A 25668-nucleotide genomic window follows, 5' to 3' on the forward strand; every position below is an offset into this window, starting at 1 on the left:
AGGGCGACGTGATCGTACGGATCATGGGAGAGGGCCAGTGGAAGCTGGCCGACTCCCGCTTCGTCGAACTGAACAAGCTGGACGACGAGCTGCTCGCGGAGATGGAGAGCGGCGACGAGGCCGGTTTCCACCGCACTCTCGGCGCCCTCCTGGACGCCGTCCGCCGTCTCGGCGACCCCCTTCCGGACGACGCCCTGGAACCCTCCGAACTCATTCTCCCGTCCCCGGACGCGAGCCTGGAGGAGGTCCGGGAGATGCTGAGCGACGACGGCCTGATCCCCGGATGAGCGGGCCGCCCGGGGCGGCCCGCTGAGGCGGAGCGTGGCCTCGGGGTCGCCGCCGCCCCCGGCCACGGCAAGGAAAGCGACGGAAACTGAAAAGTGACCCTTCGGTGACTCCCCTCGCCCGGGCCCAGCGCCAGCTGAAGGCCCACCCGCTGGCACTGGACGCCTCCCTCGCGGCAGGCGTGCTGCTGTGCATGCTCGCGGGCTCCTTCGTCGACCCGCACGGGGAGCAGGGCGTCAGCTGGAGCATCCGCAGCCCCGACCCGCTGAGCCTGCTGCTGATCACCCTCAGCGCCGTCGCCCTCGTCTTCCGCCGCAGCGCCGCCATGACGGTCCTCGCCCTCACCGGTGCCGCCTCCGTGACCGAGTCCGTCACCGGCGACCCCCGCGCACCCGTCGCCATGTCCGCCGTCGTCGCCCTGTTCACCGTCGCGGCCGCCACCGACCGCCCCACCACCGTGCGCGCCGGCCTGCTCACCATGACGGTGCTCACCGGCGCGGCCATGATCGCCGGGCCGCTGCCCTGGTACGCGCAGGAAAACCTCGGCATCCTCGCCTGGACCGGCATCGGCGCCACCGCCGGGGACGCCGTGCGCAGCCGCCGGGCCGCCGTCCGGGCCATCCGGGAACGCGCCGAGCGCGCGGAACGCACCCGCGAGGAGGAGGCGCGCCGCAGGGTCGCCGAGGAGCGCCTGCGCATCGCCCGCGACCTGCACGACGTCGTCGCCCACCACATCGCCCTGGTCAACGTCCAGGCCGGAGTCGCCGCACACGTCATGGACAAGCGGCCCGACCAGGCCAAGGAGGCCCTCGCACACGTCCGCGAGGCCAGCCGCTCCGCGCTCAACGAACTGCGCGCCACCGTCGGCCTGCTGCGCCAGTCCGGCGACCCCGAGGCCCCCACCGAGCCCGCCCCCGGCCTGGACCGCCTCGACGAGCTCGTCGGCACCTTCCGCAGCGCCGGCCTCCGGGTCGAGGTGGCCCGCACCGACCAGGGCACCGAACTCCCCGCCGCCGTCGGACTGGCCGCCTACCGGGTCGTCCAGGAGGCCCTCACCAACGTCCAGAAACACGCGGGCCTCGAGGCGAAGGCCGAGGTCAGCGTCGTGCGCGTCGGTCCGAACATCGAGGTCACGGTCCTGGACGACGGGCGGTCGGCCGACGAGGAGAGCCCGCCGACCGGCGGCGGCCACGGCCTGCTCGGCATGCGCGAACGCGTCACCGCCCTGCGCGGCACCCTCACCACCGGTCCGCGCTACGGGGGCGGTTTCCGCGTCCACGCCATCCTGCCGGTCAAGACCCGCGCCCGTACCGCGGCGCACAGCACCGCAGAGGATCTCGTATGACCATCCGCGTCCTGCTCGCCGACGACCAGGCGCTGTTGCGCAGCGCGTTCCGCGTGCTCGTCGACTCCGAGCCCGACATGCAGGTGGTCGGCGAGGCGTCCGACGGCGCGGAGGCGGTCGCGCTGGCGAGGCGGGAGCGCGCCGACGTCGTCCTGATGGACATCCGCATGCCCGGCACGGACGGACTCGCCGCGACCCGACTGATCAGCGCCGATCCCTCCCTCGCCCATGTACGGGTGGTCATCCTGACGACCTTCGAGGTCGACGACTACGTCGTGCAGTCGCTGCGGGCCGGCGCCTCCGGCTTCCTCGGCAAGGGCAGCGAGCCGGAGGAGCTGCTCAGCGCGATCAGGATCGCCGCGGGCGGCGAGGCGCTCCTCTCGCCCACCGCCACCAAGGGCCTCATCGCCCGCTTCCTCGCCCAGGGCGGCGCGGCGGACGACGACCACGACCCCGCCCGCTCCGCCCGGCTGGGCGCGCTGACCGTGCGCGAGCGCGAGGTTCTCGTACAGGTCGCCGGCGGCCACTCCAACGACGAGATCGCCGAGCGCCTGGAAGTAAGCCCGCTCACCGTGAAGACGCACGTCAACCGGGCCATGGCCAAGCTGGGCGCCCGCGACCGGGCCCAGCTCGTGGTGATCGCCTACGAGTCGGGTCTGGTGCGCCCGAGGGCGGACTGAGGACGGCGCATGGCCCGGCCGGGCCCGGCATACCTATGCTGGGCGCCTGAACTGCTCTGCGGGGGAGAGGATCGGAGCGGTGTCGCTGCACAAGGACGACCCGAAGACACTCGGCGGGTACCGGATCGTCGACCGGCTCGGGGCCGGCGGGATGGGCGTCGTCTACCGCGGCCGTTCCCGCTCGGGGCGTGAGGTCGCCGTCAAGGTCGTGCACGCGCAGTACGCCGAGGACCCGGTCTTCCGTACCCGCTTCCGCCATGAGATCGAGGCGGTCCGCAAGGTCAGCGGCGCCTTCACCGCCCCGGTCGTGGACGCCGACCCGGAGGCCCTCCGGCCCTGGATGGCCACCCAGTACGTGTCGGGTCCCACCCTCGCCGCCCGCATCCGCGAGCACGGGCCCCTGCGCGGCAGGGAACTGCGCCGGCTCGCCCTGGGCCTGGTGGAGGCACTGCGGGAGATCCACCGGGCCGGGGTCGTCCACCGCGACCTCAAGCCCGGGAACGTCCTGATGGCCGGGGACGGCCCCCGTGTCATCGACTTCGGGATCTCCCGGGCGGCGGAGAACCAGACGCTCACCGAGACCGGCAAGATGATCGGCACCCCGCCGTTCATGTCGCCGGAGCAGTTCACGGACGCCCGCTCGGTCGGCCCCGCCTCGGACGTGTTCTCCCTGGGCGCGCTGCTGGTGTTCGCCGCGACCGGGCACGGCCCCTTCGACGCGGACAGCCCGTATCTGACGGCGTGGCGGGTGCTGCAGGAGGAACCGAAAGTGGAGGCGGTGGCCGAGCCGCTGCGCGTGGTCCTGACCCGCTGTCTGGCCAAGGAAGCCGGGTCCCGGCCCGGCCTCGAGGAACTGGCCGAGGCGTTCGCCCAGGTGCTGCCCGAGCCCGCGGCGGGAGACATGGAGACGGTGACCCTGCGTCTGCCGGCGCCGCCCGAGGCGGGCGAGGAAGCCGGCCCGCCCGCCGCCGCACCGCGTCGCGGCCGCCGCTCCCGGCTGCGCCGCCGGCCGGTGCTGGCCGGGACGGCGGGCGTCCTGGCCCTGGCGCTCACCGGCTACCTGCTGCTCGACCTCGATCCCTTCGGGAGGTCCGGGCAGTCGGACGGCGCCGGTTCCGGCGCCGCCGGCGGGTCGGTCAGCTGGGACCCCCTGCCGGCCGGCTGGAAGCCCTGGCGGACCTCGGTGTACGCCGCCGCCGCGAGCGGGGTGACGAAACCGCTGGGCGGCGGGGCCCCCCAGGGCTACTCCCTGTCCTGCGCGACCGGCCAGGGCGCCCTGTACTGCGCCGGGGACGGCACCCTCCCGGTCCGCGTCGACGGTGCGACCGGCCGGCTCGTCTGGCGGGCGGAATCCCTGTCGCCCGGCCTGCCGCAGACGCGGTACAACGGCAGGATCATCGGGGTGCGCGACGGTGTGCTGCTGGTCCTGGAGGTCGTGACGAACAAGGCGGGCAACGACGACGCCACCACCGTCGTCGCCCTCGACCCGGCCACCGGCAGGCCGCTCTGGTCGCGCACGCTGAACCGGTCCGCGTCCACCGCCGTCGAGGCGGGCGTCTCCGGCGATCTGCTGCTGACCTCGGCCGGTCGCCGCATGACCGCCCGCGAACTGCTGGGCGGCGCCGAGCGCTGGACGGCCACCCTTCCCGCCGGGCCCACCTACTCCTGTGAGTTCCACGACGTCGACGGCGTTCCGTACGCCGGCTGCCTCGACGCGGGCACACCGACGCGCACCGTGTACTACGCCGTGGATCGCGCCGACGGCTCGACCCGCAAGGTGAGCGTGCCGGACGGCGACGTCGAATACGTCGGCGCGGTCGGCGGCGATCTGGTCTTCGTGGCGCAGGTCCGGCGCGACCAGCGGAGCTTCGACGACTCGGCGTACGACGAGGTCCTGCTGATCGACCCGGACACCGGCGTCGTACGGAAGAAGAAGCTGCCGGGCAGCCCGCGCGGCCAGGCGGCGCTGGTGGGCGGAGTGCTCTGCTTCGCCAACTCCAGGGGACAGCTGGTCGCCCACTCGCCCGAGACGGGCGGGCGGCTGTGGCAGACCGCGACGACCCTGCAGCAGCCCGGCACGCCCTTCGCCGACGGGAAGGGACAGGCGGTGTTCGCGGCCAGCGCCTCCGGACGGGTCGCCGCCGTCGGCATCCGGACGGGGCGCCTGCTGTGGGAGTCCACCGCGAGGGCCGACCGCGTCGTCGGGTCCGCGTATGCCGCGGCGCGCGTGTTCCTCGACGGGGGCGCCCTGGTGGTGCTCACCCCCGACGGGACCGTCTTCTCGCTGGACCCGAACCACCCCGACCGGGAACCGCAGTCGGGGTGATCGGGAGCCGGCGGCGGTCCTGCTACGGCAGCGCCAGCATGCGCTCCAGCGCCAGCTTGGCGAACGCCTCGGTCTCCTCGTCGACCTCGATGCGGTTGACCAGCTTGCCCTCGGCGAGGGACTCCAGGGTCCACACCAGGTGCGGGAGGTCGATGCGGTTCATGGTCGAGCAGAAGCAGACCGTCTTGTCGAGGAAGACGATCTCCTTGCCCTCGGGCGCGAAACGGTTCGCCAGCCGGCGGACCAGGTTCAGCTCGGTCCCGATGGCCCACTTGGAGCCGGCCGGGGCCGCCTCCAGCGCCTTGATGATGTACTCGGTCGAGCCGACGTAGTCCGCCGCGGCCACGACCTCGTGCCGGCACTCCGGGTGCACGAGCACGTTCACGCCGGGGATCCGGGCGCGGACGTCCTCGACCGACTCCAGGCTGAAGCGGCCGTGCACCGAGCAGTGGCCCCGCCACAGGATCATCTTCGCGTCGCGCAGCTGCTCGACGGTCAGCCCGCCGTTCGGCTTGTGCGGGTTGTACAGGACGCAGTCCTCCAGGGACATGCCCAGGTCGCGGACGGCGGTGTTGCGGCCGAGGTGCTGGTCCGGCAGGAAGAGCACCTTCGCCGTGGAGGGCTCACCCTGCTCGAACGCCCACTCCAGCGCCCGCTGGGCGTTGGACGAGGTGCAGATCGTGCCCCCGTGCCTGCCTGTGAACGCCTTGATGTCCGCGGACGAGTTCATGTAGGAGACGGGCACGACCTGCTCGGCTATGCCGGCCTCGGTCAGCACGTCCCAGCACTCGGCGACCTGCTCGGCGGTGGCCATGTCGGCCATCGAGCAGCCGGCGGCGAGGTCGGGCAGGACCACCTTCTGGTCGTCCGACGTCAGGATGTCGGCGGACTCGGCCATGAAGTGCACACCGCAGAAGACGATGTACTCGGCCTCCGGGCGGGCGGCCGCGTCCCGGGCCAGCTTGAAGGAGTCGCCCGTGACGTCGGCGAACTGGATGACCTCGTCGCGCTGGTAGTGGTGGCCGAGCACGAAGACCTTGTCACCGAGCTTCGCCTTGGCGGCGCGGGCGCGCTCGACCAGGTCCGGGTCGGAGGGCGAGGGCAGGTCGCCGGGGCACTCGACGCCCCGCTCGCTCCTCGGGTCGGCCTCACGGCCGAGCAGCAACAGGGCGAGCGGAGTCGGCTGTACGTCGAGCTCCGTGGTCTGGGCGGTGGTCACGACACGCACCCTTTCTACTTTTCGTCGAATTGACGTTATCTATCATAACCCGCTTCACGTCACTTTGACGATGGTCATAGCGTCGGTGTGACGTGAATCCCCGTGAGGCGTTTTCGGCCCGCAACCGGGTGTGCGAGCATGAGAAGGGAACGACGAAGACGACGAAGGCAACAGCCCGGCCCGGAATGAATCCGCGGCCCCGTAGGTTGCAACCGTCGGCAAGCAGTCTCCGTACAACCCGGGAGAGATGTAGATGTCCGTATCGGACGAGACCAGCACCGTCACCGACGGCATCATCCTGTCCGACGCCGCCGCGGCGAAGGTCAAGGCCCTGCTCGACCAGGAAGGCCGCGACGACCTGGCCCTGCGTGTCGCCGTTCAGCCCGGCGGCTGCTCCGGCCTGCGCTACCAGCTCTTCTTCGACGAGCGGTCCCTCGACGGCGACGTCGTCAAGGACTTCGACGGCGTCAAGGTCGTCACCGACCGCATGAGCGCCCCGTACCTGGGCGGCGCGTCGATCGACTTCGTCGACACGATCGAGAAGCAGGGCTTCACGATCGACAACCCGAACGCGACCGGCTCCTGCGCCTGCGGCGACTCCTTCAGCTAGGTCCGCCCGCACGGCCGAACGACGCGAAGGCGGCGTCCCCCTCCGAGGGGGGCGCCGCCTTCGCGTTCGCCGCGGCTGCCGGATCGTGGCCGCCGGGTCGTCGCTACTGGGCCTGCGGCAGCCGGGCCCCCGCCTTCTCCAGCGGGACGGCCCTGCCGTCCGAGCCGACCACCTTGCGGCTGCCCGGCGCCTCGTCCAGCTGCACCACCTGGTGGTACTCCTTGGCGATCATGATGCAGACCTTCTTCGGCCACGGCGTCTCCGTCACGGTGACCTTCACCTCGCTGTCGGTCTCCACCGCCGTCGCCTTGTAGTCGGCGCAGACCCCGCCCGTGAAGCTCACGGTCAGCTCCCTGCCCTCCACGGCGTAGCCGTCCACGTGCACCTTCCGCTCACCGGACGTGCCGGACGTGCCGGACGGGACAGGGGTGGGCGTCGTCGCCGGCTTCAGATACGCGGGCTCGACGGCCGGCTGCGTCACCGTGTAGCCGGCCTCGGTCCCCGCCGCCTTCACCTCGAACAACCAGGACGGCACGAGCACCTGCCGTCCGCCGGAGGTGTGCGGGGCCAGCCCGAGCACCGCGTTCTCGACCGTCGCCGTCTGCCGTGCCGGGGCCGTCGACGCCTTGCACGGGCTCTCCAGCCGGTCCTTCAGCGGCACCGGACTGGCACAACCGCCGATGCCCATCCGGTGACCGCCGCCGGGCGCGCCGTTCAGCGCGTCCAGCGCCTCCCGCGCGCTCAGCAGGGGGTACGTGGCGCCCTTGACCGGTGTCTCCAGCTGCCCGTTCCCGCCGACGACCTCGCCCTGAGCGCTGACGCTGATCCCGGTCGCCCAGCCGTAGGAGGGCAGACCGCCGATCACCGGCTCGGCGTTCACCACCCGCTGGGCGCCCATGACCTGACTCGCGTCCACCTTGGCGTCGTCCTGGCCCACCGCCTTGAGGATCGGCGCCGCGGCCTTCTTCGCGGCCGCCTCGCTCACCGGGGCGTCGACGGGGGCCCCGGACGTCCCGGTGCACTTGACGGCGCCGCCCGAGCAGTTGTCGGTGCCGGGCGCGTACCGGGTGAACGTCCACAGGCCCGGCGCCTGCCGGTTCACCCGCAGCACCGGACCCGATCCGTCGTTGCCGACGCCGACCTTCCAGGCCTCCCCGTCGACCACCGGCGTCCCCTGGACGCCCAGCGCCTTCGCCAGTCCGGCCACGTCCGCCTCGGCGACCTGACCCCGTGCCCAGTACACGGGCGCGGACCCGGGACCTGCGGGCAGCGTGCCGGCGGCCTTGTACGTCACCCCGTAGGGGTTCGGCTCACCGGGCGCGATACCGCTCGTCCCGCCCTCGGGGGCACCCGTACCCGTGGAGTAGCCGTCCAGTGCGAGGACGGCGGGAGTGCCGTCGCCGGAGGGCGCCCCGGCTCCGGAGCCGCCGCCGGAACCGCCGACGGCGCCGGAGGTGAGAAGGGCTCCGCCGCCGCCCACCAGCAGCACGGCGGCCGCGACGGAGGCGATGAGCACCGGCGAACGGCGGCGGGAGCCGTTGGAGGCCTCGCCGCCGGTCCCGTGAGCCACCACGGGCTCGTCGCCCTCCTCGTCGACGGGGACCCCGGTCTCACCGCCGGACGGCTCACGGCCGTCGGGGGCAGCCCCGGAAGCGGCCCCGGACACCGTCCGGGGGGCGGTCTCGGGGGCGGTCTCGGGGGTGGTCTCGGAGGCGGCGGCGGACGGCTCGGCGGCGGACTCGCGACGGGCGCCCCCTTCCGGAGCGTCCCGCTCCTCCGGCACCGCCGCCTTCGTGGGCTCCACAGCCGTCTCTTCGGCCGAAGCCTCCCCGGCGGTCGCCGCCCGGGCCGAAACCGGCCCGGCCGCTGTCACTGTTTCGGTCGCATGCTCTTCGGCCCTGGCCTGCTCGGCGTCGGCCTTCGTCTGCTCGGCGTCGGCCTTCGCCCGCCCGGCCGTCGTCTCCCCGGAACCTGTCGTCTCCTCGGAACCCGTCGTCTCCGGCTCGCGCGCGGCGTCGTCGTTCTCGGGTCGCTCGGTGTTCACCGCATCGCTCCTTCGGCTGCCCTGCTGTCGTACCCCGCATCCCCTGGACGAGGGATGCCGATGGGACGCGGCGGGGGAGCGCACGGTTCCCTTCCGAGCGCCGTACGGGAGAAATGCCGGGCGGAAGCCGCTGGGGCGCCGTCCCTAGTTGCCGTAGTCGGGCATGGCCTCCAGCAGACGCGCCGACGTCGCGGGAACCTTCACGCCGTGGATGAGTGACGGGGAGACCGGACGGGAAAGGATCTTCTCAGGGGCCGCCCAGTGCGGAGCCATCCGAGCGCAGTCGCCGCGCAGCGACGCCAGGTCGCCGTCGAACTCGGCCGGCTGGGGGGCGTGGACCTCGAGGTTCGTCATAACCGAACCGTATGCACGCTCAGCCTGCGAAGAAAGATCTACTATCGGGTAGTTTCGTCTGCTTCAGTGGCGCGGTTGGACCGGGTAGCGTGAACTGTCAATCCCCCTCCCCACAGGAGAGTCCACGCCGTGCGCATCGCAGTCACCGGCTCCATCGCGACCGACCACCTCATGACGTTCCCCGGCCGCTTCGCGGACCAGCTCGTCGCGGACCAGTTGCACACGGTCTCGCTCTCCTTCCTGGTCGACAACCTCGACGTGCGCCGGGGCGGCGTCGGAGCGAACGTCGCCTTCGGCATGGGGCAGCTGGGCACCCGCCCGATCCTCGTCGGCGCCGCGGGCGCGGACTTCGACGAGTACCGCGCCTGGCTGGACCGGCACGGCGTCGACACCGGGTCGGTCCGCATCTCGGAGACCCTGCACACCGCCCGTTTCGTGTGCACCACCGACGCCGACCACAACCAGATCGGCTCCTTCTACACGGGCGCGATGAGCGAGGCCCGTCTCATCGAGCTGAAGACCGTCGCCGACCGCGTGGGCGGCCTGGACCTGGTCCTGATCGGCGCCGACGACCCGGAGGCGATGCTCCGCCACACGGAGGAGTGCCGCTCCCGCTCGATCCCCTTCGCCGCCGACTTCTCGCAGCAGATCGCCCGTATGGGCGGCGAGGAGATCCGGATACTGCTGGAGGGCGCGACGTACCTGTTCTCCAACGAGTACGAGAAGGGCCTCATCGAGTCCAAGACCGGCTGGTCGGACGCCGAGATCCTCGCCAAGGTCGGCCACCGCGTCACCACCCTCGGCGCGCGCGGCGTCCGCATCGAGCGCGACGGCGAGGACCCGATCGAGGTCGGCTGCCCGCAGGAGGAGCGCAAGCTCGAGCCCACCGGCGTCGGCGACGCGTTCCGCGCCGGCTTCCTCTCCGGTCTGGCCTGGGGCGTCTCCCTGGAGCGCGCCGCCCAGATCGGCTGCATGCTCGCCACCCTCGTCATCGAGACCGTGGGCACGCAGGAGTACCAGCTGCGCCGAGCCCACTTCATGGACCGCTTCGCCACCGCCTACGGCGACGAGGCCGCCGCCGAGGTCCGCAAGCACCTGGCCTGACTCAGGACGTCCGGCGGACCGTGTAGGCAGCGCCGCGGTCCGCCGGCTCCTCGCCGAGGTACTCCTGCCCCCGCATCTCGCACCAGGCGGGAATGTCGAGCCGGGCCGCCTCGTCGTCGGACAGCACCCGCACCGTGCCGCCGACGGGCACGTCCCCGATGACCTTCGCCAGCTCGATGACGGGAATCGGGCACCGCCTGCCCAGCGCGTCCACGACGAGCGCCTCGCCCGGCGCGTCCGCCGCCGGCGCGGCCGCTGCCCCGGGGGCGGGCGCCCCGAGCTTGTCCCGTACCCCCGCCACCGCCCCCGGCAGCACCGCGAGGAATCTCTCCACATCCTCCTCGGCGGCTCCCCACGGCAGGGAAACCCGCACATTCCCCTCACTCAGCACGCCCATCGCCCTCAGCACGTGGCTGGGCGTCAGCGTGCTGCTGGTGCAGGACGACCCGGACGAGACGGAGAAGCCCGCCCGGTCCAACTCGTGCAGCAGGGCCTCCCCGTCGACGTAGAGACAGGAGAACGTGACGACCCCCGGCAGCCGTCGATCCGGGTCCCCGACCACCTCGACGTCCGGGACGACGTCCGCCACCCGCGCCCGGATCCGCGCCGTCAGGTCCCGCAGTCGCGCCGCCTCGGCCGCCGCCTCCGCCCGCACCGCCCGCAACGAAGCCGCCGCGGCCACGATCGCCGGAAGGTTCTCGAACCCGGCCGCCCGCCCCGATTCCCGCTCGTCCACGGGCCCCTGAGCGGCGAACCGCACCCCCTTGCGCACCACGAGCAGTCCCACCCCCGACGGCCCGCCCCATTTGTGAGCGCTGCCGGTCAGCAGGGACCAGGGCCCCTCCACGACCCCCCACGCCAGCGACTGGGCCGCGTCCACCAGCAGCGGGGCCCCCGCCTCCCGGCACGCCTCGGCCACCGCCGCCACCGGCTGCTCGGTGCCCACCTCGTGGTTGGCCGACTGCAGAGCGGCCAGCGCGGTGTCGGGCCGCAGGGCGTCGACGTACGACTCGACGGCGACCGCTCCGGTCCTGGTCACCGGCACCCGGGTCACCGCCCCGCCCTCAGCCTCGAACGCCTCGGCCGAATGCAGTACCGAGGAGTGTTCGACGGCTGACACGATCAGGTGACGTCCGACCCGCCGCCGTCCCGCCGTCGCGCCCGCGATCCCGGTGTGCACGGCCCGGGTTCCGGAGGAGGTGAAGGCCAGTTCGTCCGGCCGGCAGCCCACCGCCTCGGCCGTCGCCTCGCGCGCCGCGTCCAGCAGCATCCGCGCCCGCCGCCCCTCCCTGTACAGCCGCGCCGGATCTGCCCACCCCTCGTCGAGAGCGGCCAACAGGGCCTGGCGGGCGACGGGATGCAGGGGAGCGGCGGATGCGGCGTCGAAGTAGGACACACGGCAACCGTAGAACGTGCGGCAGCCGCGCAGGGGGCGCGGGCGGCTTCGATCCGCGGCTCCGTCGCGCCGGGGCGGCGGACCGCCGTCGCCCCGCGGCCGCCGCACAAGCCGCATTGACGAGCTATTAGGCGCTAGCGGACGCTCCTCCCACCCCTTCGGGGTGACCCGCGGCGCGTATGCCACCCTCCCCGCGACCCCCCGGAGGGCGTCGGCTAGGGTTTGGTCCGCATAAACATCCAAACCCCTGCCCGACGCAGGGCGGCGACCGACCAGCGAGAAGTCAGGCCGCAGCCAACCGCGCGGGCGAGACTCTCGGGAAGGCGCTACGTGAGTCCCAACGGCTCCGACCGCTCGCCGCGGCGCCCGATGCGGCGGAAGCTGCTGCAGGCAATGACCGCGGGCCTGGTCCTGGCGACCGCCACCGGTTGCACATACAAGGACTTCCCCCGCCTTGGCATGCCCACCCCGGTCACAGAAGAGGCTCCGCGGATCCTCTCCCTGTGGCAGGGCTCATGGGCTGCCGCGCTGGCCACCGGCGTGCTGGTGTGGGGCCTGATCCTGTGGAGTGCTTTCTTCCACCGGCGTAGCCGCACCAAGGTCGAAATCCCTCCGCAGACCCGGTACAACATGCCCATCGAGGCGCTGTACACGGTCGTGCCGATCATCATCGTCTCGGTGCTGTTCTACTTCACCGCCCGCGACGAGTCGAAGCTGCTGAGCCTCGACAAGAAGCCCGACGTCACGGTCAACGTGGTCGGCTTCCAGTGGAGCTGGTGCTTCAACTACATCGAGAAGGTCGACGGTTCCAACGGGAACGCGAAGACCGCCCCGAACCTGGCCGCGATTCCGGACCGGTACAAGAAGGACTTCCCGTCCGACGCGGGCGGCGTCTACACCTGTGGCACCCCGGGCGAGCGGAACCCGGAAACCAACAACCCGGGCCCGACCCTCTGGCTCCCCAAGGGCAAGACGGTCCGCTTCGTCCTCACCTCGCGTGACGTCATCCACTCCTTCTGGGTGGTGCCGTTCCTGATGAAGCAGGACGTCATCCCGGGCCACACCAACTCCTTCCAGGTGACCCCCAACCACGAGGGCACCTTCCTGGGCAAGTGCGCCGAACTGTGCGGCGTCGACCACTCCCGGATGCTCTTCAACGTGAAGGTCGTCTCTCCGGAGCTCTACCAGAAGCACCTGAAGGACCTCGCCAAGAACGGGCAGACCGGTTACGTTCCGGCCGGCATCGAGCAAACGAGCCCCGAGAAGAACCGGGAGTCGAACGTCCTGTGAGCATCCTCAACGAACCCCAGGGTGCCTCCGCAGCTGAGGACTCGTACGAGAACGAGCTGCCGGTCAGGCGCAAGCAGCCCGGCAACGTCGTGGTGAAGTGGCTGACGACCACCGACCACAAGACCATCGGTACGTTGTACCTGGTCACGTCGTTCGCGTTCTTCTGCATCGGCGGCGTCATGGCACTCCTCATGCGCGCCGAGCTGGCCCGTCCGGGCCTGCAGATCATGTCGAACGAGCAGTTCAACCAGGCGTTCACGATGCACGGCACGATCATGCTGCTGATGTTCGCGACGCCGCTGTTCGCCGGTTTCACGAACTGGATCATGCCGCTGCAGATCGGCGCGCCCGACGTGGCGTTCCCGCGGCTGAACATGTTCGCCTACTGGCTGTACCTGTTCGGCTCGACCATCGCGGTGGGCGGCTTCCTCACCCCGCAGGGCGCGGCCGACTTCGGCTGGTTCGCCTACAGCCCGCTGTCGGACGCGGTCCGCTCCCCGGGCATCGGCGCCGACCTGTGGATCATGGGTCTGGCCTTCTCCGGCTTCGGCACCATCCTCGGCGCGGTCAACTTCATCACCACGATCATCTGCATGCGCGCACCCGGCATGACGATGTTCCGCATGCCGATCTTCGTGTGGAACGTGCTGCTGACGGCCGTCCTGGTCCTGCTGGCCTTCCCCGTCCTCGCCGCCGCGCTGTTCGCGCTGGAGGCGGATCGGAAATTCGGGGCGCATGTCTTCGATGCCGCGAACGGCGGGGCGTTGCTGTGGCAACACCTCTTCTGGTTCTTCGGCCATCCAGAGGTGTACATCATCGCGCTGCCGTTCTTCGGCATCATCTCCGAGGTCATCCCGGTCTTCTCCCGCAAGCCGATGTTCGGCTACATGGGCCTGGTCGCCGCGACGATCTCGATCGCCGGTCTGTCCGTGACGGTGTGGGCGCACCACATGTACGTCACCGGAGGCGTGCTGCTGCCGTTCTTCTCCTTCATGACGTTCCTCATCGCCGTCCCGACCGGTGTGAAGTTCTTCAACTGGATCGGCACGATGTGGAAGGGCTCCCTGTCCTTCGAGACGCCGATGCTGTGGGCGACGGGCTTCCTGATCACCTTCACCTTCGGCGGTCTGACCGGCGTCATCCTGGCCTCGCCGCCGATGGACTTCCACGTGTCCGACTCGTACTTCGTGGTGGCGCACTTCCACTACGTCGTCTTCGGCACCGTCGTCTTCGCGATGTTCTCCGGTTTCCACTTCTGGTGGCCGAAGATGACCGGCAAGATGCTCGACGAGCGCCTGGGCAAGATCACCTTCTGGACGCTGTTCATCGGCTTCCACGGCACCTTCCTGGTCCAGCACTGGCTGGGCGCCGAGGGCATGCCGCGCCGTTACGCGGACTACCTGGCCGCCGACGGGTTCACCGCCCTGAACACGATCTCGACGATCAGCTCGTTCGTCCTCGGCCTGTCCGTCCTGCCGTTCTTCTACAACGTGTGGAAGACCGCCAAGTACGGCAAGCCGGTCGGCGTCGACGACCCGTGGGGTTACGGCCGCTCCCTGGAGTGGGCCACCTCCTGCCCGCCGCCGCGCCACAACTTCATCACCCTGCCGCGGATCCGCAGTGAATCCCCGGCGTTCGACCTGCACCACCCGGAGATCGCCGCGCTCGAGCAGCTGGAGCACAGCGGCCACGGCGCCAGCGCCATCGCGGGCAGCAAGGAGGCCGGCAAGTGAAGATCCAGGGCAAGATGTTCGTCTGGCTGAGCGTCTTCGTCCTCGCCATGGCGGTCGTCTATGGCGTGTGGTCGAAGGAGCCGGCCGGTACCACGGCCCTCTTCCTGGCCTTCGGCCTGTGCATCATGATCGGCTTCTACCTGGGCTTCACCGCCCGGCGGGTCGACGCGGGCGCGCAGGACAACAAGGAGGCGGACGTCGCGGACGACGCCGGCGAGGTGGGCTTCTTCAGCCCGCACAGCTGGCAGCCCCTGTCGCTCGCCATCGGCGGCGCCATGGCCTTCCTCGGTGTCGCGGTCGGCTGGTGGCTGCTCTACTTCTCCGCCCCGCTGATCATGATCGGCCTGTGGGGCTGGGTCTTCGAGTACTACCGCGGTGAGAACCGCACCCAGTAGCACGCATGAGCTGCGGCGAGAGCCCGGACACTCCGTCAGGAGGGTCCGGGCTCACGCTTTTGCCGTAGCGGGGGTCCGCCGTCCGTGTCACTCAGCGCGCCGCGGCCGACCCGGCTCCCTAGCGTGAAGCCATGAGCCACCAACCCCGCCCTCGCACCGTCGTCGGCTGCACCCTGCTGGTGATCGCCCTGGGCGCGGTCGCAAGCGCCTGCGGCTCGGACGACGACCCGCTCTCCGCGCGCCCCTACGACGCGACGGACCAGATCTCCTTCAACGCCCCCGACGGCGACGGCCGCAAGGCCGACCCGGACAAGCCCCTGCAGGTCACCGCGGACGACGACCGCATCACGGACGTCACCGCCGTGGACGGCACAGGCCGCTACCTCGCGGGCGAACTCGCCGCCGACGGCAGCCGCTGGCACAGCACCGAGCCGCTGGCCGCAGGCGCCCACTACACCGTCCGCGTGAGCACCGAGGACGACGACGGAGCGCCCGGCCGCCGCGTCCTCGCCTTCGACACCGGCAAGCCCACCACCAAGAAGCGGCTGGCGGTCGAGTTCGGCCCCGACGCCGGCGAGTACGGCGTCGGCCAGCCCGTCACCGCCAAGCTGGACCAGCCCGTCAAGGACCCCGCCCAGCGGGCCGTCGTCGAACGCGGCCTCAAGGTCACCTCCTCGCCGTCCGTGCAGGGCGGCTGGCACTGGGTGGACGACAAGGAACTCCACTACCGCCCCAAGGACTACTGGCCCGCCCACGCCACCGTCCGTGTGCGCAGCAACCTGGACGGCATCAAGATCAGCGACCGGCTGTGGGGCGGCCCGGCCAAGGAGCTCAAACTCACCATCGGCGACCGGGTCATCGCCATGACGGACGCCGCGTCGCACTCCATGACGGTCTTCAAGAACAACCAACAGATCAACCAGATCCCCGTCACCACCGGGAAGCCCGGCTTCGAGACCCGCAACGGCGTCAAGGTCGTCCTGGGCAAGGAGTACTTCGTACGGATGCGCGGGACCACCGTGGGCATCGCGGAGGGCTCCTCGGACTCCTACGACCTGCCCGTCTACTACGCCACCCGTGTCACCTGGAGCGGCGAGTACGTCCACGCCGCCCCCTGGTCCGTGGGGTCCCAGGGCTACGAGAACGTCAGCCACGGCTGCACGGGCATGAGCACGTCCAACGCCGAGTGGTTCTTCGACCACATCCGCCAGGGCGACGTCGTCCAGGTCGTCAACAGCAACGGCAACACGATGGAGACGTTCGGCAACGGCTTCGGCGACTGGAACCTGGACTGGAAGAAGTGGACCACGGGCAGCGCGCTGACCGGCGCCAAGCAGGAGACGGACCAGGAGACGGCGCGACTGAGCCCGGCGGCCGTGTAGGCGCCGTCAGGGGTGCGGGGCCGGCCGCGACGGGCACGGCTCCGCGGGCGGGCGCGACGGACGGCCCCGGACCCGAGTCCGCGACGCCGCCGCGCCCCGCCCCGGCACGCGCTACGCGCTCTGCTGGAGCCTCTTCGTCCGCAGCAGGGACGCCAGGGCCCCGGCGAACTCCACGGGCTCCACAGGCAGCGTCACAGCCGCGTCGGCCCGGCTCCAGGTGGCGAGCCACGCGTCCTGGGGCCGCCCGATCAGCAGCAGCACCGGCGGGCAGCGGAACACCTCGTCCTTGAGCTGACGGCACAGCCCCATGCCCCCCATGGGCGCGGCCTCCCCGTCGAGGACGACGACGTCGATGCCGCCCCGGTCCAGCTCCCGCTGCACCGCCGCAGGCGTCGCGCACTCCAGGAACTCCACCACAGGGACGTCCGGCGCGGGCCTGCGGCCGGTCGCGAGCCGTACCTGCTCCCGCGTGTTGGAGTCGTCGCTGTAGACCAGCACCGTGGCGGTCGCCTGCATGCTTCCTCCGTGACATCAGTGTCGTACGGACAGAACCGATGTCGCGGATGCTACTCCCTCACCCACCTCGTCAACACCGCTTGGAACACGGCTTCGATGGGCCATCCGGGCAGTACACACGGTGCGAACACTCCGAACGGCACCCCCCGGAGTGAGGGCGGGATAAGGGACCGACATAATGTCGGTCGTGGCGACAGCAACGACAGTAGACACCGGGCACGCGCACCCGTCGGTCAATCGACCGAACCTCACCAGCGTCGGAACCATCATCTGGCTGAGTTCCGAGCTGATGTTCTTCGCGGCCCTCTTCGCGATGTACTTCACCCTGCGATCGGTGACGGGTCCTGATCACTGGAAGGAGATGGCCGAGGCCCTGAACCTCCCGTTCTCGGCCACCAACACCACGATCCTGGTGCTCTCCTCGCTCACCTGCCAGCTCGGCGTCTTCGCCGCCGAGCGCGGTGACGTGAAGAAGCTGCGGATGTGGTTCATCGTCACCTTCATCATGGGTGCGATCTTCATCGGCGGTCAGATCTACGAGTACACGGAGCTGGTGAAGAAGGACGGGCTCTCGCTCTCCTCCGACCCGTACGGCTCGGTGTTCTACCTGACCACCGGCTTCCACGGCATGCACGTGACGGGCGGCCTCATCGCCTTCCTGTTCGTCCTCGGGCGCACCTACGCCGCCAAGAGGTTCACCCACGAGCAGGCGACCGCGGCCATCGTCGTGTCCTACTACTGGCACTTCGTCGATGTCGTCTGGATCGGCCTCTTCGCCACGATCTACCTGATCAAGTAGCCGGGGCCCGCTCCCGCACCTCCACAAGCATCGACGCAGAAGATCCTGACACCGGGGTAATCCGTGAAAAAGCTCTCCGCACGACGACGCCATCCGCTGGCGGCGCTCGTCGTCCTACTCCTCGCGCTGGCATGCACCGGGGGGCTGTACGCCGTGTTCGCGCCCGCGGGCAAGGCGCAGGCAGACGACAGCGCCCAGTCCCTCACGATCGAAGAGGGCAAGAAGCTCTACGCCGTCGGCTGCGCCAGCTGCCACGGCACCGGCGGTCAGGGCAGCTCCGACGGTCCGAGCCTGGTCGGCGTGGGCGCCGCGGCCGTCGACTTCCAGGTCGGCACCGGCCGCATGCCGGCGGCGACCTCCCAGGGCCCGCAGGTGGTGAAGAAGAAGAACATCTACACGCAGGCCGAGATCGACCAGCTCGCCGCGTACATCTCCTCGCTCGGCACCGGCCCGGCCGTGCCCACCAAGGCCGAGTACGGCCCGGAGGGCGCGGACATCGCCAAGGGCGGCGAGCTGTTCCGCACCAACTGCGCGCAGTGCCACAACTTCACCGGCAAGGGCGGGGCCCTCACCAAGGGCAAGTTCGCTCCCACCCTGGAGGACGTGGACCCGAAGCACCTCTACGAGGCCATGCAGACGGGCCCGCAGAACATGCCCTCCTTCCCCGACACCACCCTGTCGGAGCAGAACAAGAAGGACATCATCGCGTACCTGCACGCGGTCAACAGCAGCGACACCGACAACCCCGGTGGTCTGGAGCTGGGCGGCCTCGGACCGGTCAGTGAGGGCCTGTTCGCCTGGATCTTCGGTCTCGGCGCACTGATCGCGGTCGCCGTCTGGGTCGCCGCTCGGACCGCAAAGGCCAAGAAGTCATGAGTAGCCAAGACATTCCAGAAGAGAACCTGCCCGCTGAGCAGGGCCACGCACACGGCGCGGTAGGCGTCGCGGACGAGAAGAACCCGTTCGCGGACCCCGGCCTGCCGCCCCACGAGCACCGCGTCCAGGACATCGACGAGCGGGCCGCCAAGCGGTCCGAGCGTGCGGTCGCCTTCCTGTTCACGCTGTCGATGCTTGCCACGGTCGGCTTCATCGCCTCGTACGTGGCGATCCCCGCCGACAAGTCGATCTTCGTGTTCCCGATCGGTCACCTCAGCGCGCTGAACTTCGCGCTGGGTCTGACCCTGGGCACGGCGCTGTTCACCATCGGCGCCGGCGCGGTCCACTGGGCCCGCACCCTGATGTCGGACGTCGAGGTCGCCGACGAGCGGCACCCGATCGCCGCGAGCCCCGAGGTCCGTGCGAAGGTCCACGCGGACTTCCGGCAGGGCGCCAAGGAGTCCGCGCTCGGCCGCCGCAAGCTGATCCGCAACACGCTGTTCGGCGCGGTCGCCCTGGTGCCGCTGTCCGGTGTCGTGCTGCTGCGCGACCTCGGCCCGCTGCCCGAGGAGAAGCTGCGTCACACGCTGTGGGCCAAGGGCAAGCTGCTCGTCAACATGAACACCAACGAGCCGCTGCGTCCGTCGGACGTGGCCGTCGGTTCTCTCACCTTCGCCAAGCCCGAGGGCCTGGAGGAGCACGACGAGGACTTCCAGAACGAGATCGCCAAGGCGGCCCTGATGATCGTCCGGCTGCAGCCGGACAACATCAAGGACAAGCGCGAGCTCGAGTGGTCGCACGAGGGCATCGTGGCGTACTCGAAGATCTGCACCCACGTCGGTTGCCCGATCTCCCTGTACGAGCAGCAGACGCACCACGTGCTGTGCCCCTGCCACCAGTCCACCTTCGACCTCTCCGACGGTGCCCGAGTGATCTTCGGCCCCGCCGGTCACGCCCTGCCGCAGCTGCGCATCGGCGTGAGCGACGAGGGCTACCTTCAGGCGCTCGGCGACTTCGAAGAGCCCGTCGGTCCTGCCTTCTGGGAGCGCGGATGAGCACGACAGAGAACCACGACAGCGCCGTGACCCGCGACCGCGGGAAGGCGCCGGCCGGCGAGCGCATCGCCGACTGGGCCGACGGCCGGCTGGGGATCTACTCCCTCGCCAAGTCCAACATGCGCAAGATCTTCCCCGACCACTGGTCGTTCATGTTGGGCGAAGTGTGCATGTACAGCTTCATCATCATCATCCTGACGGGTGTGTATCTGACGCTGTTCTTCCACCCGTCGATGACCGAGGTGGAGTACCACGGCAGCTACGTCCCGCTCCAGGGACAGCTGATGTCCGAGGCGTTCAGCTCGACCCTGCACATCTCCTTCGACGTGCGCGGCGGTCTGCTCATCCGGCAGATCCACCACTGGGCGGCGCTGATCTTCCTCGCCGGCATGTTCGTGCACATGATGCGCGTGTTCTTCACGGGTGCGTTCCGCAAGCCGCGTGAGGTCAACTGGCTGTTCGGCTTCCTGCTGTTCGTCCTGGGCATGTTCACCGGCTTCACCGGTTACTCGCTCCCGGACGACCTGCTCTCCGGCACCGGTGTGCGCTTCACGCAGGGCGCGATCCTGTCGATGCCGATCGTGGGCACGTACATCTCGATGTTCCTGTTCGGCGGCGAGTTCCCCGGTCACGACTTCGTGGCCCGGTTCTACTCGATCCACATCCTGCTGCTGCCGGGCATCATGCTGGGCCTGATGGTGGGCCACCTGATCCTGGTCTTCTACCACAAGCACACGCAGTTCGCGGGCCCCGGCAAGAGCAACAAGAACGTCGTGGGCATGCCGCTGCTGCCGGTGTACATGGCCAAGGCCGGAGGCTTCTTCTTCCTGGTCTTCGGCGTGATCGCGGCCATCGCAGCCGTGGCGCAGATCAACCCGATCTGGGCCATGGGCCCCTACCGTCCGGACCAGGTGTCGACCGGCGCCCAGCCCGACTGGTACATGGGCTTCGCCGAGGGCCTGATCCGCTTCATGCCGGGCTGGGAGATCAACCTCTGGGGCCACACGCTGGTCCTGGGCGTGTTCATCCCGCTGGTGCTCTTCGGCGTCCTGCTCGCCCTGCTGGCGCTCTACCCCTTCATCGAGTCGTGGATCACCGGCGACAAGCGCGAGCACCACATCCTGGACCGCCCGCGCAACGCGCCGACCCGTACGGCGCTGGGCGTCGCCTGGGTCACGATGTACATGATCATGCTGGTGGGCGGTGGCAACGACCTCTGGGCCACCCACTTCCACCTGTCGATCAACACGATCACCTGGTTCGTCCGGATCTTCTTCTTCGTCGGACCGGCCATCGCGTACATCGCCACCAAGCGGATCTGCCTCGGCCTGCAGCGTCGCGACAAGGACAAGGTGCTGCACGGTCGCGAGACCGGCACCATCAAGCGCCTGCCGCACGGTGAGTTCATCGAGATCCACGAGCCGCTCAGTCAGGAGCAGCTGCACACCCTCACCGCTCACGAGCAGTACGAGCCGGCCGCGATCGGCGCCACCGTCGACGACAACGGCGTCGAGCGCAAGGTCACCGGCAAGGAGAAGCTCCGCGCCAAGATCAGCGGAGCGTACTTCGGCGAGGACCAGCAGATCCCGAAGCCCACTGTCGAGGAGTACAAGGAGATCACGAGCGGCCACGGCCACCACTGATCGCTGAGGCGTCGCCACGCCGCAGGAAAGGGCCCCGTCCGGTCTTCGGACGGGGCCCTTTGCCGTGCCCGCGGCTGGATAGGGTGGGGTTCACCTGGTTCCGCGGCCCCGGCCCACAGCCCGGGGCCCGAGGCCGGCGACGCACGACCAGACACGACTCTCGACGACACACGCAGGAGCGGCTATGAGCGCTGTGACCCCCGCTGGAGGCGACACCGCGGCGGGCCGTTCCTGGCCCGAGGTGCTGAACGGTCTGCTGTACGGCCGTGACCAGGACGCGGACGCCACGTTCTGGGCGCTGGACCGGATCATGCGCGGGGAGGCCACCGACGCGCAGATCGCCGGGTTCGTGGTGGCCCTGCGGGCCAAGGGCGAGACCGTCGCGGAGATCAACGGGCTGGTCCGGGCGATGTACGAGCACGCCAACCTGATCGAGGTGCCGGGGCCGACCGTCGACATCGTCGGCACGGGCGGCGACGGCGCGAAGACCGTCAACATCTCCACGATGTCGGCGATCGTCGTCGCGGGCGCGGGCGCCACGGTCGTCAAGCACGGGAACCGGGCCGCGTCCTCCGCATCCGGCGCCTCGGACGTCCTGGAGAAGCTCGGCGTCAATCTGGAGCTGACCCCGAAGCGGGTGGCTGAGGTCGCCCAGGAGGCCGGGATCACCTTCTGCTTCGCGATCAAGTTCCACCCGGCGCTGCGTCATGTGGGCGCGGCGCGCGGCCAGTTGGGCATCCGCACGGTGTTCAACGTGCTCGGTCCGCTGACCAACCCGGCCAAGGTGGCGGCCCAGGCGGTCGGGGTCGCCGATCCCCGCATGGCGCCGGTCGTCGCCGGCGTCTTCGCCGAGCGCGGCAACTCCTCCCTGGTCTTCCGGGGCGACGACGGCCTCGACGAGCTGACCACCACCGCCACCTCACACGTGTGGGTGGTGCGGGACGGCAAGGTCGTCGAGGAGAGTTTCGACCCGCGCGACGTCGGCCTCGCGCTCGTCCCGGTGGAGGCCCTGCGCGGCGGCGACCCGTCCTACAACGCGGAGGTCGCCCGCCGTCTGCTGGACGGCGAGACGGGCCCGGTGCGCGACGCCGTCCTGCTGAACTCGGCGGCGGCGCTGGTCGCGCTCGAGCCGGGCGCCGGGACGCTGGCCGAGCAGTTGCGGGCCGGCATGGAACGGGCGGCCGAGTCGATCGACTCGGGCGAGGCCAAGCGGGCGCTGGAGCGCTGGGTGGCGGCCAGCAACGCCTGACGCCCTCACGGGCGGTCGTCCCGCGATCCGGACACGGGTTGCGGGACGACGATCACCTGACGTAGTTTTCTGGATCAGGTCATGAGTGACAGTCATGAGGCCCCGGCCGACTGTCCGGCAACCCTCCGTCCGTGGCGGGGTGCCCCGGGTGAAGACCAGGTCGTGGACAGCAAGGTCCACGGCAAGCGCGGACCCCTCGCGAAACCAGGGGTCCTGGGTCGTTCGAGGGAGTCTCCCGTGAGCAAGCGAATGCGATAGGGCGTACAGCCCCGCCTCCGCATCCCCTTTCACCTTCCTCCGTGGCGGAGCCATGTCCGCCCGCACGGTGGTTCCGTCCTGCCTCTCACGGGAGTTCGCCATGTCCGTCTCCACCCTTGCCGCCGCCCGCACCCTTTGTGCCCCGCTGCCCGTTCTGGGCAGTGATGTCACCGTCCCGCTCGTGACCGGCGGCGAGGTCGCCTACGCGGCCCTCGACTACGCGGCCAGCGCCCCCGCCCTGCAGCGCGTCTGGGACGACGTGGCGGCCTACGCCCCTTACTACGGCAGCGTGCACCGCGGCGCCGGCTACCTCTCGCAGCTGTCCACGGACCTCTTCGAGAACGCCCGCCGGACGGTGACCGAGTTCCTGGACTGCCGCCCGGACGACCAGCTGATCTTCACGCGCTCGACGACCGACTCCCTCAACCTGCTCGCCGCCGCGCTCCCGGCCGAATGCGAGGTCTTCGTCTTCGAGACCGAGCACCACGCCTCGCTGCTGCCCTGGAAGGACGCCCGGGTCGCCTACCTCGACGCCCCCCGCAGCCCGCGCCAGGCCGTCGAGACGCTGGAGCGGGCGCTCGCCGAGCGCGACCCGCGGCGTCCGGCCCTGGTCTGCGTCACCGGCGCCTCGAACGTCACCGGTGAGCTGTGGCCGGTGCGCGAGCTGGCGGAGGCCGCGCACGCCCACGGTGCCCGGATCGTCCTGGACGCGGCCCAGCTGGCCCCCCACCACCCGGTGTCGGTCCGTGATCTCGACGTGGACTGGGTCGCCTTCTCCGGCCACAAGCTGTACGCGCCCTTCGGATGCGGGGTCCTGGCCGGCCGCGCCGACTGGCTGGTCGAGGCCGACCCCTACCTCGCGGGCGGCGGCGCCAGCCGCAAGGTCACCCGGCGCGAGGACGGGGGAGTGGACGTCGAGTGGCACGAGAGCGCCGCCCGCCACGAGGCCGGCTCCCCGAACGTGATCGGCGCCTACTCCATCGCCTCGGCCTGCAAGGCGTTGACGGAGGCGGGCTTCGACGACCTGGTCGCCCGTGAGGAGCACCTGATCGCGAAGGTGCGGTCCGGGCTGGCGGACGTCCCCGAGGTGCGGATCCTGTCCCTCTTCGGCGACGACGCCCCCCGGGTCGGCGTGATCTCCTTCGTCGTCGAGGGCTGGAACAGCTCCCACTTCGCCGCCGCCCTCTCCGCCGAGTACGGCATCGGCGTCCGCGACGGCCTCTTCTGCGCCCACCCCCTGGTCCGCACCCTCCTGGGCAGCGACCCGCAGACCCAGGGCGAGTGCGGCGCGCCCGAGGCCGCCCCGGGGGAGAAGTCCCTCAACGCCATCCGCGTGAGCTTCGGCGCGGGCACGCCCGACGAGCACGTCGACCGCTTCGTGACCGCGGTCCGCGAACTGGTCGCCCAGGGTGCGAAGTGGCAGTACCACACGGAGAACGGCCGCTGCGTCCCGTCGGTGAACTGACCCGGAGCCCCCCCCACGCCCCACCCCGGGGGCGCCGTACCCCGGGGGGCCGTTTCACCTGCGGAGGGGCCGACCCCGCAGACGCGGAGCGCGACGCCGCGCGTTACGAGTCCAGGCCGATGGCGAACGCCGCTTCCAGGTCGTGCTGCGAGTACGTGCGGAACGCCACGTGGGTGTCCGTCCCCTCGACCCCCGGGATCTTGCTGATGCTGCCGGGGATGACCTCGGCGAGGTCCTCGTGCTGCTTCACCCGGACCATCGCGATGAGGTCGTACGTCCCCGTCACGGAGAAGACCTCGCTGACACTGTCCAGCGAGGCGATCCGCTCGGCGATCTCGGGGATCCGGTCCACGCTGGTCTTGATGAGGACGATCGCGGTGATCACGGCTGGTTCTCTCCCTCGGGGGCCGGAGCTGGGGCGGGCTTCACTCTAGTCGCCCGCCCGTCTCCCCCCGCCGCCCTTCCGGGGCCGCCCCCGGGGGCCCTCCGCTCGCCGAAGCGGGCCCACGCATAGAGGAGCCCGAGGCCGAAGCCGACCAGGTGCGCCAGATACGCCACGCCCGGCCCCTGGGAGGCCCGCCCCGCCCCCACCCACTGCAGGGCCGCCCAGAAGGGCAGCACGACCCAGGCCGGGAAGCGCAGCGGCAGGAAGAACAGGAAGGGCAGGAGGCTGGTCACCCGCGCCCGGGGGAACAGGTACAGGAACGCGCCGAGCACCGCGGAGATCGCGCCCGAGGCGCCCACCAGGGACTGGGACGACTCGGCGTTGGCCGCCGCGTAGCCCAGCAGGGCCAGGTAGCCGCAACCGGTGTAGAAGAGGGTGAACTCCATGCGGCCCATCCGGCGCTCGGTCATCGCCCCGAAGACGTAGAGGAAGAGCATGTTGCCCAGCAGATGCACCCAGCTGCCGTGGACGAAGAGAGCGGTGAGCGGCCTCAGGGCGGCCCCTGGAGCGCCCTCGAAGAGTTCGGCGGGCACCACGCCCCAGCGCCGGAAGTAGGCGCGCTGCGCGGCCGGCAGTCCGCCGCCGGCGCCGTACGCCGGATTGAGGCCCGAGGCGGGGCCGATCACGAAGATCAGACAGCACAGCGCGATCAGGCCATGGGTCACCGGCGCGGAGGAAGCGCCGAGCCTCCTGCGTACCGTCCCGTTCCAGTTGCTGATCATGACTACAAAGCATGACGCAGCGGGACGTACTCCCCTGGACCGCCTCGCCGCCGGACGGCCCCCGTGGACGGACGGGCGGCGAGTACCCACCAGGCCGTAGGGTTACGAGCCACACGCACGGGGGAGCCTCCGGCCCGACCCCGGCACCAGAAGCGGGACACTAGAAGGAAGCGGAAAGTCACGATGACGGTTCCCCTGCCGACCGACACGACACGGTGGCGCTGCACGCTCTGCGGCAACCTCACGCGGTTCGACGTGACGCGCTCGTCGAAGGTCGTCGAGTACGTGCACCTCGACCTCGCCGGCGAGCCGAAGGTCGAGGAGCGCGACGTGGTCAGTGAGACCATCGAGTCGGTGCGGTGCCGCTGGTGCAATGCCGTGGACCAGGTGGAACTCGTGGATCGGCCGGGCGCCGGTTCCTGACGGTGGGGGCCCCTCCGCTCGGCTTACGTCGAGAGCGGGAGAGGCCCCGCACAG

At 70.7% G+C, this 25668-nt stretch carries 24 protein-coding genes and 1 riboswitch; of the genes, 17 read left to right on the forward strand and 7 right to left on the reverse strand.

All coding sequences use genetic code 11. The features are described from left to right. The first annotated feature begins 8 nt into the window (after window positions 1-8). From BG482_RS24105 to BG482_RS24120, 4 genes are all read left to right on the forward strand, one after another. Complete coding sequence (locus BG482_RS24105; protein ID WP_069771207.1) at window positions 9-287, forward strand: hypothetical protein; 279 nt, start codon at window positions 9-11, stop codon at window positions 285-287. Window positions 288-391: 104 nt separating this feature from the next. Then, a complete protein-coding gene (locus BG482_RS24110) occupies window positions 392-1630 on the forward strand; it encodes a sensor histidine kinase (RefSeq protein WP_069771208.1) in 1239 nt (412 codons plus the stop codon). Beyond that, window positions 1627-2310, forward strand: a complete 684-nt coding sequence (locus BG482_RS24115; RefSeq protein WP_069771209.1) for a response regulator transcription factor — start codon at window positions 1627-1629, stop codon at window positions 2308-2310. Before BG482_RS24110 ends, BG482_RS24115 begins: the two co-directional genes overlap by 4 nt. Window positions 2311-2389: 79 nt before the next feature. Beyond that, window positions 2390-4636 carry a PQQ-binding-like beta-propeller repeat protein gene (locus tag BG482_RS24120; RefSeq protein ID WP_069771210.1) on the forward strand — a complete coding sequence of 749 codons (2247 nt, stop codon included), beginning with the start codon at window positions 2390-2392 and terminating at the stop codon, window positions 4634-4636. 22 nt (window positions 4637-4658) lie between these two features. On the opposite strand, the gene nadA is transcribed toward BG482_RS24120, so the two are convergent. Continuing rightward, entirely contained in the window at window positions 4659-5855 is a 1197-nt protein-coding gene (nadA, locus tag BG482_RS24125) for a quinolinate synthase NadA (protein ID WP_069771273.1), read from the reverse strand. A gap of 253 nt (window positions 5856-6108) precedes the next feature. On the opposite strand from nadA, the gene BG482_RS24130 reads away from it, so the two are divergent. Further along, a complete protein-coding gene (locus BG482_RS24130) occupies window positions 6109-6465 on the forward strand; it encodes an iron-sulfur cluster assembly accessory protein (protein WP_030794551.1) in 357 nt (118 codons plus the stop codon). Between the two features lie 103 nt (window positions 6466-6568). Here the strand turns inward: BG482_RS24130 and BG482_RS24135 are convergent, their stop codons facing one another. Both BG482_RS24135 and BG482_RS24140 read right to left on the reverse strand, forming a co-directional pair. Continuing rightward, entirely contained in the window at window positions 6569-8509 is a 1941-nt protein-coding gene (locus BG482_RS24135; RefSeq protein WP_069771211.1) for a hypothetical protein, read from the reverse strand. A 144-nt stretch (window positions 8510-8653) separates the two neighbouring features. Then, window positions 8654-8863, reverse strand: a complete 210-nt coding sequence (locus BG482_RS24140; RefSeq protein ID WP_069771212.1) for a hypothetical protein — start codon at window positions 8861-8863, stop codon at window positions 8654-8656. Between the two features lie 129 nt (window positions 8864-8992). On the opposite strand from BG482_RS24140, the gene BG482_RS24145 reads away from it, so the two are divergent. Next, entirely contained in the window at window positions 8993-9967 is a 975-nt protein-coding gene (locus BG482_RS24145; RefSeq protein WP_069771213.1) for a carbohydrate kinase family protein, read from the forward strand. 1 nt (window position 9968) lies between these two features. Here the strand turns inward: BG482_RS24145 and BG482_RS24150 are convergent, their stop codons facing one another. Continuing rightward, on the reverse strand, window positions 9969-11363 hold the full coding sequence (locus BG482_RS24150) for a cysteine desulfurase/sulfurtransferase TusA family protein (RefSeq protein WP_069771214.1): 1395 nt from the start codon (window positions 11361-11363) through the stop codon (window positions 9969-9971). Between the two features lie 330 nt (window positions 11364-11693). Here BG482_RS24150 and coxB point away from each other — a divergent pair, with 330 nt between their 5' ends. From coxB to BG482_RS24170, 4 genes are all read left to right on the forward strand, one after another. Beyond that, on the forward strand, window positions 11694-12653 hold the full coding sequence (gene coxB / locus BG482_RS24155; protein ID WP_069771215.1) for a cytochrome c oxidase subunit II: 960 nt from the start codon (window positions 11694-11696) through the stop codon (window positions 12651-12653). After that, entirely contained in the window at window positions 12650-14386 is a 1737-nt protein-coding gene (ctaD, locus tag BG482_RS24160) for a cytochrome c oxidase subunit I (protein ID WP_069771216.1), read from the forward strand. Before coxB ends, ctaD begins: the two co-directional genes overlap by 4 nt. Next, window positions 14383-14781: a cytochrome c oxidase subunit 4 gene (locus tag BG482_RS24165; protein ID WP_069771217.1), complete on the forward strand. Its 399-nt coding sequence runs from the start codon at window positions 14383-14385 to the stop codon at window positions 14779-14781. The genes ctaD and BG482_RS24165 overlap by 4 nt, the downstream gene beginning before the upstream one ends. 131 nt (window positions 14782-14912) lie before the next feature. Then, complete coding sequence (locus BG482_RS24170; RefSeq protein WP_069771218.1) at window positions 14913-16163, forward strand: Ig-like domain-containing protein; 1251 nt, start codon at window positions 14913-14915, stop codon at window positions 16161-16163. Between the two features lie 111 nt (window positions 16164-16274). On the opposite strand, the gene BG482_RS24175 is transcribed toward BG482_RS24170, so the two are convergent. Next, on the reverse strand, window positions 16275-16679 hold the full coding sequence (locus BG482_RS24175) for a hypothetical protein (protein ID WP_069771219.1): 405 nt from the start codon (window positions 16677-16679) through the stop codon (window positions 16275-16277). Between the two features lie 178 nt (window positions 16680-16857). Between BG482_RS24175 and BG482_RS24180 the strand changes: the two genes are divergently transcribed. From BG482_RS24180 to BG482_RS24205, 6 genes are all read left to right on the forward strand, one after another. Next, the gene (locus BG482_RS24180) at window positions 16858-17478 is read left to right on the forward strand and encodes a heme-copper oxidase subunit III (RefSeq protein WP_069771220.1); all 621 of its coding nucleotides are present in this window, start codon (window positions 16858-16860) and stop codon (window positions 17476-17478) included. A gap of 63 nt (window positions 17479-17541) precedes the next feature. After that, entirely contained in the window at window positions 17542-18354 is an 813-nt protein-coding gene (locus tag BG482_RS24185; protein ID WP_069771221.1) for a c-type cytochrome, read from the forward strand. Then, window positions 18351-19409, forward strand: coding sequence for a ubiquinol-cytochrome c reductase iron-sulfur subunit (locus BG482_RS24190; RefSeq protein ID WP_069771222.1), 1059 nt, complete (start codon window positions 18351-18353; stop codon window positions 19407-19409). Before BG482_RS24185 ends, BG482_RS24190 begins: the two co-directional genes overlap by 4 nt. After that, window positions 19406-21052: a cytochrome bc complex cytochrome b subunit gene (locus BG482_RS24195; protein WP_069771223.1), complete on the forward strand. Its 1647-nt coding sequence runs from the start codon at window positions 19406-19408 to the stop codon at window positions 21050-21052. The genes BG482_RS24190 and BG482_RS24195 overlap by 4 nt, the downstream gene beginning before the upstream one ends. A gap of 184 nt (window positions 21053-21236) precedes the next feature. Further along, a complete protein-coding gene (trpD, locus tag BG482_RS24200; RefSeq protein WP_069771224.1) occupies window positions 21237-22301 on the forward strand; it encodes an anthranilate phosphoribosyltransferase in 1065 nt (354 codons plus the stop codon). Window positions 22302-22378: 77 nt separating this feature from the next. Next, a riboswitch (SAM riboswitch) is annotated at window positions 22379-22495 on the forward strand. A 164-nt stretch (window positions 22496-22659) separates the two neighbouring features. Beyond that, window positions 22660-24024, forward strand: coding sequence for an aminotransferase class V-fold PLP-dependent enzyme (locus tag BG482_RS24205; protein ID WP_069771274.1), 1365 nt, complete (start codon window positions 22660-22662; stop codon window positions 24022-24024). Window positions 24025-24127: 103 nt separating this feature from the next. On the opposite strand, the gene BG482_RS24210 is transcribed toward BG482_RS24205, so the two are convergent. Both BG482_RS24210 and BG482_RS24215 read right to left on the reverse strand, forming a co-directional pair. Beyond that, window positions 24128-24409, reverse strand: coding sequence for an Lrp/AsnC family transcriptional regulator (locus BG482_RS24210; protein ID WP_069771225.1), 282 nt, complete (start codon window positions 24407-24409; stop codon window positions 24128-24130). Continuing rightward, window positions 24406-25191: a rhomboid family intramembrane serine protease gene (locus BG482_RS24215; RefSeq protein WP_069771226.1), complete on the reverse strand. Its 786-nt coding sequence runs from the start codon at window positions 25189-25191 to the stop codon at window positions 24406-24408. Before BG482_RS24215 ends, BG482_RS24210 begins: the two co-directional genes overlap by 4 nt. A 183-nt stretch (window positions 25192-25374) precedes the next feature. On the opposite strand from BG482_RS24215, the gene BG482_RS24220 reads away from it, so the two are divergent. Beyond that, window positions 25375-25614, forward strand: coding sequence for a hypothetical protein (locus BG482_RS24220; protein WP_069771227.1), 240 nt, complete (start codon window positions 25375-25377; stop codon window positions 25612-25614). Window positions 25615-25668: the final 54 nt, after the last annotated feature.

Origin of the sequence: Streptomyces sp. LUP30 (assembly GCF_001746365.1) — a bacterium.
Classification (GTDB): domain Bacteria; phylum Actinomycetota; class Actinomycetes; order Streptomycetales; family Streptomycetaceae; genus Streptomyces.